Origin of the sequence: Alkalicoccobacillus porphyridii (assembly GCF_007293315.1) — a bacterium.
In the GTDB taxonomy this organism is placed as follows: domain Bacteria; phylum Bacillota; class Bacilli; order Bacillales; family Bacillaceae_D; genus Alkalicoccobacillus; species Alkalicoccobacillus porphyridii.
In genome coordinates this window covers 1-498 of the sequence record NZ_VLXZ01000044.1, presented here as the reverse complement: position 1 = coordinate 498, position 498 = coordinate 1, and the positions used below count along the sequence as shown (strand labels likewise).

General features: G+C 56.6%; 1 protein-coding gene. It reads left to right on the top strand.

Features of this window, described 5'->3' with window-relative positions; translation table 11 throughout:
• Nucleotides 1–498: 2-C-methyl-D-erythritol 4-phosphate cytidylyltransferase (gene ispD, locus FN960_RS23435; protein ID WP_143850760.1), on the top strand; the 498-nt coding region annotated here is incomplete at both ends.

Here is a 498-nt window from a genome sequence, read left to right as displayed (position 1 = left end):
ATCTCTCAATCGGTAATCAAACCATTCTTGAACACTCGGTGCATGCGCTGCTGGCGCATCCCCGGGTGAAACGTGTCGTCATTGCCATAAGTCCTGGCGATAGCCGTTTTGCACAACTTCCTCTGGCGAATCATCCGCAAATCACCGTTGTAGATGGCGGTGATGAGCGTGCCGATTCCGTGCTGACAGGTTTGAAAGCCGCTGGCGACGCGCAGTGGGTATTGGTGCATGACGCCGCTCGTCCTTGTTTGCATCAGGATGACCTCGCGCGATTGTTGGCGTTGAGCGAAACCAGCCGCACGGGGGGGATCCTCGCCGCACCAGTGCGCGATACTATGAAACGTGCCGAACCGGGCAAAAATGCCATTGCTCATACCGTTGATCGCAACGGCTTATGGCACGCGCTGACGCCGCAATTTTTCCCTCGTGAGCTGTTACATGACTGTCTGACGCGCGCTCTAAATGAAGGCGCGACTATTACCGACGAAGCCTCGGCGC